The following is a 5978-nucleotide window of genomic DNA, read 5'->3' on the forward strand; positions in this document are numbered from 1 at the left end:
TTGTGGTTAAAAACATTGTACCGTAAAAGGGCTGTTACATGGCCTTTTATCTTTTACACAATTATATGGACTTTATCAAAATCAATATACTTGTCTTAAATTTTTATATTAGATCATCAAAAGTTTAAATATTTTTTATGATCTAATATAAAAATAATTCCTATAGTATATATCACTCTTCAATAAGGAGCTTTTCTCAACTATAATGTTAAATAAATATCCTTAATTGGAACATCATTGACTGCAGATTCACCATTTGCTTGATTACAACGACGGAAAATGACATCAATTTTCGTGCCTTTTTTCACCCAACCTAAATCTACAATGACGTCCATTCCTAGGGTATCGCCACCTTTGTAACCATAATTTTTCTTCACGTCAGGTCGTTTGATTCCTTGCGAAGCCACACGAGTGATTTCTTCAGTTGTGCCATGCTTCATGATCAATACATAAGCAAATTTACCGATTATACCTTCTGGTTTATCTGGTACCAGCCATCCAGCAATTCGTATTTTCCCTTTACTTACTTCATTGAACTTTTCTAGTTTCGCCCATGCGTTCCCTTGATGAACAGCTTTACTTGCTGCTACTGCTTTGTCATGGTCGGATGGTGTTTGTGGTTTTGATACTGTATTTGTAGAAGAAGTAGCTCCACTCAGTGATTCGCCTGTAATCGCTTCAACTATCCCTTTCGCAATCGCATCAAGATTTTTTTTCTATTTGTTAGCTTATACTGGCTTACGTAAAGGCGAGGCATTCGCTTTGACATGGTCAGATATTAATTTTAATACAAATACCCTAACCGTAAACAAAACTATCACAAGGGGCAAAAATGGGCGTTTAATTGTAAATGAGCCAAAAACGAAAAATGGAGTTAGAACTATATATTTAGATCATGAGTTATCAAACGCTCTAAAAAAATATAAAAAAAGCAGTAATAAACTTACTCATATTTTCGATAGGGCAAATTTAGTTTTTTCCAATAATGGAGAATTGTATAATCCAACGATTACACGTTTTTGGTTGAAACAAATTTATAAGAAAAACGAAAAGCTGAAACGAATTTCCGCTCATGGATTTCGACATACACACGCAAGTTTACTTTTTGAATCTGGTGCTTCTCTAAAAGATGCTCAAGCAATATTAGGACATGCAGACATACAAACAACAGCGAATATCTACACGCACGTTACAGAAAATAAAAATAAGACCACTATTTCTAACTTTTCAAATTATATGAGAGGATGAATGGGATAAATTCAAAAAGGGGTACTAAAAGGGGTACTCTTTTTAAAAAAGAGAGCTATCCAGCAAGCGCCAGATAGCTCAAAAACGTTGATACGAAGGAAGGTACGGGACTTGAACCCGTGCACCACATTACTGCGGCTCGCCGGATTTCGAGTCCGGTGCATTACCACTCTGCCAACCTTCCGTACGTATTATTTTTAAACTTTTCGGAACAAATGTCAAGTACGTTTTTTTATTTCTATGAATTTTTTCATGTAGGTATAGACAAAAACACAAGAATCATTTTTCCCACTCCCAATGAAGACCATTTTCGGTCAAACAACTGACAAAAGAATGTTTGAATGAGTCTTGTGTAAGATAACGTAAAATAGTTACTCGTTTTATCTGATTTGTTCAGGATCTTCTAAAGCTAAAATTGAATCGATTGTTCGTTTGATGAATGAGATGATTTGCTCTTCTGTTGGGTGCATGATATTTGAAGACATCAATGATGCGATACCAGTTACAGCGATCCATGTTCCTGTATGGAGTGCATCAATATATTCGTCAGATAATTGATTGTATCGTTTGTCTTCTTTCACAATTTCTCGGAAATAATTATAAGAGAAATCATGCATTTTTTGACCATCCCCATGCTCATCGATGTACAAAGCCATGTAAAGACTGTGTTGCTTTTTTGCGAAGTAAATGTAATTCAAACCAAGGTCAATGATTTTGTCTCCTGTTCGCTCTACTGGGAAAACCGTTTCTTTAAGATGTTCAAAAATAGAGTCTAACAAAGTATTCTTGAGATCCTCCATGTTTTTGAACTCCAGATAGATCGGCTGAGTAGAGATACCCATTTTTTTCGCAATGTTTCTAGCAGTAAAGCCTTTGAAACCTTCCTTTGCAACGACATCATAAGCAGCTTTCAGAATTTGATCTTTTGTATAGACTTTTCTTCTCATTAAAAACTCCCCCACTTCTTACTGCAATATATGTTGTTTTATTGTAACCGATTTTGGATGTTTTTTGCAAACATTTTACTCAAAACGTTATATTTTAAATTTTTTTCTTATTTTTTTTAACAATTACACATAATTATTTAAAAATTGGCAAAATTACTGGTTACCCTTACAAAATTTGATATAAATGTAAATCAGAGTTGACCAAAACTTTTATTTCAAGTTATAGTTAAAGAAAAAGAAAAAGAAGGTGTGTAATGGACAACGAAACCAACGTTATTTATATTCATCCTCAGAAAAGAATCATTTCACAAAAGAAGAAGTATTCTTATCTAACGTTTACCTGACTTTTTTTCCTGAGTATCGGTTTGATTTCTGCTGATCCTATCAAAAATATCAAGGGTTTATATACGATCATCACTTCTCCGAGTAATCTTCTGACCGATTATTTAGCTTTAGGCGGTTTTGGAAGCGTATTTATAAATGTTGGTACGTTAACTTTGCTTTCAATTCTATTAGCGTATCGGCATAATGTCAATTTGAATGGTCCAATGTTTGCTTCGATTTTGACCGTTACAGGTTTTTCCTTTTTTGGAAAAAATCTCTATAATTCAATTTCGATTATTTTAGGTGTCTATCTCTATGCTCGTTTTGTCCACAAGCCTTTCTCACAATATATTATGGTAGGCCTATTTGCTAGTGCACTGTCGCCTGTTGTTAGTTACATTACATTTGGCATGTCTTTACCATTATTGACAGGAATGTTGTTAGGCAACCTTGTAGGGATCGCCATTGGTTTTTTACTGCCGCCATTAGCAGCACAAACCTTGATTTTCCACAGAGGTTTTACTCTCTACAATATTGGGTTTACTTCGGGATTGATTGCAATGACTATTACCAGTATTCTACGATTATTTAATTTTTCAATTGAATCACACTCAGTCCTTTCTACAGACTATCATCGTAGCTTGACCATGATCATGCTTATTTTCTTTTCTTTGACTGCCGTCTGTGGTTTTTTCTTCAATTCATTTAAACTAACAGGCATGCGGGCAATTTTTCAAACCTCGGGAAAAGTAACAACTGATTTCATTTCAATCTCTGGAATTGGTGCAACGTTGATCAACATGGGGCTTGTAGGTGAGATGCTTTGCGTGTATGTTTTACTGATTGGTGGCAAAGTAAATGGTCCGATCGTTGGAGCAATCTTGTCCGTCGCTGGTTTCAGTGCTTTCGGTAGTCATTTAAAAAACTGTTTTCCTATTTTAGTTGGTATCTATTTGGCCTCTCTATTTGGTACAGTATACAAAGTGAATCAAACAACGATGATTGTAGCAGCAATTTTTGGTACCGGACTTGCACCTATCAGTGGATTTTACGGCAGTATTTACGGTGTACTCGCTGGATTTTTACATATTGCTTTAGTCCACAACGTCAACACTTTGCATGGTGGATTAAGTTTATATAATAGCGGATTCTCAACGGGATTCGTGGCAGGTATTCTTGTACCTATTTTAGACAGCTTGACTGTCGTTAGAAAGGAAAAGAATTTATTTGGAAAAAGAATTATCAAAAAGGATCATTGATGAGTTTCTTACGTATCTATACTCACATGATATAACAGAAATACGCATTGGAGTTGACTACACCGAAGAAGGGCTTTTTGTTGAAATACAGGGAAAAATTGCTGAACAGCCAAATGATCTATCCGAGCTGGCAAAGCTTTTAGACACTCCTCGGGACCCAAGCATGGATATCTACTACCAAGAATTGTTAGGCAGTCCTTCTCACGACCGTGAAGACTATCATTTGTTGGGGAGCTTGATCGATGATGTCGAAATCATGTACGATCAACCCATCATAAATATCAAAATCTTCCGAAAGATTTCTTAAATATTCATAAAAATTGGTGAACAGAACACGTAAAATAGACAGCTAAATCTTGCAAGAGTGTCATTTGCGAGATTTAGCTGTCTATGAGTCGTCCAGTTTTTCTATCAACATTTATTGAAAAAATCTTACCAAGGTTGAGTAGTCGGTCCCACAGTAAATTCACTGACATTTACATCACTTGGTTGATTGATTGCAAAAGCAACTACATTTGCTATACGATCTGGGGAGATTCCATGTTGTTCATACAGTGCGCTCATGCCACTTGCCGCTGATTCATCTGTAATCGTGTCTAATAATTCTGTGTTGATTGCAGCTGGGTAGATCGTTGCTGTTCGAATATTTGTCCCTTCTTGAGCGGATTCCATTCTTAATACTTCCATCAGGTTACGGACAGCCCATTTCGTAGCACCGTAGACCCCATTACCAGGATATGCTTTGATACCGGCAACTGATGACGTAGTGATCACATGCCCAGATTTTTGTCCTATGAACTCTGGCAACACTGCTGCTAATCCATTAAGCACACCTTTTAAGTTGATGTCTACCATTTGATTCCACTCCTCCACTTTTAAAGCAGAAAGTGGTGAACTTGGCATAATCCCTGCATTCAAGAAAATCACATCGACTTTTCCATATACTTCCTTCGCACGTGCAACTAGACGTTCATTCTCTTTTGAGTTCGTCACATCTGTTACTTGGTAGATTGCTTCTCCGCTTTCTGATATGATCGCATCAACGATTGCTTTCAATTTTTTTTCTCTTCTAGCTGCTAAAACTAATTTTGCGCCCTCCTTCGCCAATAAGCGAGCAGTCACTTCTCCAATACCGCTGGACGCTCCAGTGATAATCACAACTTTGCCTTTGATGTTATTCATCTATATTCCCCCATCTAATAAAAATCATAAGTTATTGTATTCCACATCTGTCACAGGTTCCATAAACTTGGATGCCCCTGATGTGATGGCAAGATGTTCGAACCAACTGTCTTTCGTTGCACCATGCCAATGTTTGATCCCTTTGTGGGTTACTACAACATCGCCTGGAAGTAGTTTTCTCGCTGCTTCCCCTTCTTCTTGGTACCATCCTTCACCACCAGTCACTAACAAAATTTGATAGCCATCTGTGTGGACATGCCAATTGTTTCGACAACCTGGTTCAAAGGTCACATTTCCTACAGCAACTGAAACTTCAGGATCATTAACTAACATCTTCAAAAAGCTTTGACCAGTAAATACATCGGCGTATGCTTCATTTTTGTCTCCCACGGGGAAGATTATCCCATTCTTTACGTCTTCATTTTTTGCCATTATACATTCACTCTTCTTTCTGGATATGATTTTCATCAACTGGATAGATTTCTTTTGCTATATTGAATGCTGACCATGCTTTTGGCCAACCAACGTAAAATGAAAGATGTGTGATTACTTCAGAGATTTCTTCTTTTGTAATACCATTTTGTTTACCTATTCTTAAATGAGCAGGTAATTGTTCAAAGTTCCCCGCTGAAATCAATGCAGAAATAGTGATCAAACTTCTTTGATGAGGGGCTAATTCTTCTTCTCTAGACCAGACTTCTCCAAATAAAATGTCATCATTCAATTCAGCGAACTTTGGCGCGAAATCGCCTAATTGATCATGACCTGCTGTTTGTTTTTGTGCCATTGTAGCCTACCCTTTTTATGTTTTATTTCGTTTCTTTACACTCTCATCCTATAGCCAAAACATCCTTCCGTCTAATACCTCGCTCAAACTATTGATATGCTTGTTAAGCATAGTTTTATTAAAAAATACAAATAATAAATTTCTTTAAATACATGATAAAGTCCATATAATTGTGTAAAAGATAAAAGGCCATGTAACAGCCCTTTTACGGTACAATGTTTTTAACCACAA

The 5978-nt window shown here is 36.4% G+C and carries 7 protein-coding genes, 1 tRNA gene and 1 pseudogene; 3 read left to right on the forward strand and 6 right to left on the reverse strand.

From position 1 onward, the window contains the following. Positions 1 to 200 precede the first annotated feature (200 nt). Positions 201 to 620, reverse strand: a pseudogene (locus DVW83_RS13900) (GH25 family lysozyme); the annotation flags it as partial. Between the two features lie 100 nt (positions 621 to 720). Here DVW83_RS13900 and DVW83_RS13905 point away from each other — a divergent pair. Beyond that, on the forward strand, positions 721 to 1248 hold the full coding sequence (locus DVW83_RS13905) for a site-specific integrase (protein WP_238699431.1): 528 nt from the start codon (positions 721 to 723) through the stop codon (positions 1246 to 1248). Between the two features lie 96 nt (positions 1249 to 1344). Here the strand turns inward: DVW83_RS13905 and DVW83_RS13910 are convergent. Together DVW83_RS13910 and DVW83_RS13915 are read right to left on the reverse strand one after the other, a co-directional pair. Beyond that, positions 1345 to 1432 (reverse strand) — tRNA-Ser (locus tag DVW83_RS13910). A 196-nt stretch (positions 1433 to 1628) separates the two neighbouring features. Beyond that, positions 1629 to 2195: a TetR/AcrR family transcriptional regulator gene (locus DVW83_RS13915; RefSeq protein ID WP_005879467.1), complete on the reverse strand. Its 567-nt coding sequence runs from the start codon at positions 2193 to 2195 to the stop codon at positions 1629 to 1631. A gap of 353 nt (positions 2196 to 2548) precedes the next feature. On the opposite strand from DVW83_RS13915, the gene DVW83_RS13920 reads away from it, so the two are divergent. Together DVW83_RS13920 and DVW83_RS13925 are read left to right on the forward strand one after the other, a co-directional pair. Continuing rightward, positions 2549 to 3778, forward strand: a complete 1230-nt coding sequence (locus tag DVW83_RS13920; protein ID WP_238699432.1) for a DUF1576 domain-containing protein — start codon at positions 2549 to 2551, stop codon at positions 3776 to 3778. Continuing rightward, a complete protein-coding gene (locus tag DVW83_RS13925) occupies positions 3747 to 4085 on the forward strand; it encodes a hypothetical protein (RefSeq protein WP_104661057.1) in 339 nt (112 codons plus the stop codon). Before DVW83_RS13920 ends, DVW83_RS13925 begins: the two co-directional genes overlap by 32 nt. Before the next feature lie 125 nt (positions 4086 to 4210). Here the strand turns inward: DVW83_RS13925 and DVW83_RS13930 are convergent, their stop codons facing one another. From DVW83_RS13930 to DVW83_RS13940, 3 genes are read right to left on the reverse strand one after another with little or no spacing between them, the layout of a single operon-like run. Next, on the reverse strand, positions 4211 to 4960 hold the full coding sequence (locus tag DVW83_RS13930; RefSeq protein ID WP_104661056.1) for an SDR family oxidoreductase: 750 nt from the start codon (positions 4958 to 4960) through the stop codon (positions 4211 to 4213). Between the two features lie 24 nt (positions 4961 to 4984). Beyond that, positions 4985 to 5392, reverse strand: a complete 408-nt coding sequence (locus DVW83_RS13935) for a cupin domain-containing protein (protein ID WP_104661055.1) — start codon at positions 5390 to 5392, stop codon at positions 4985 to 4987. Positions 5393 to 5399: 7 nt separating this feature from the next. After that, entirely contained in the window at positions 5400 to 5747 is a 348-nt protein-coding gene (locus tag DVW83_RS13940; RefSeq protein WP_104661054.1) for a carboxymuconolactone decarboxylase family protein, read from the reverse strand. Positions 5748 to 5978 lie beyond the last annotated feature (231 nt).

Origin of the sequence: Enterococcus sp. VV15 (genome assembly GCF_005236045.1) — a bacterium.
GTDB classification, from domain to species: domain Bacteria; phylum Bacillota; class Bacilli; order Lactobacillales; family Enterococcaceae; genus Enterococcus_B; species Enterococcus_B durans.

Coding starts and splice junctions, on each gene's coding strand:
- DVW83_RS13930 (WP_104661056.1), bottom strand. CDS start 4,960: ATGAATAACATCAAAGGCAAAGTTGTGATTATCACTGGAGCGTCCAGC.
- DVW83_RS13915 (WP_005879467.1), bottom strand. CDS start 2,195: ATGAGAAGAAAAGTCTATACAAAAGATCAAATTCTGAAAGCTGCTTAT.
- DVW83_RS13940 (WP_104661054.1), bottom strand. CDS start 5,747: ATGGCACAAAAACAAACAGCAGGTCATGATCAATTAGGCGATTTCGCG.
- DVW83_RS13935 (WP_104661055.1), bottom strand. CDS start 5,392: ATGGCAAAAAATGAAGACGTAAAGAATGGGATAATCTTCCCCGTGGGA.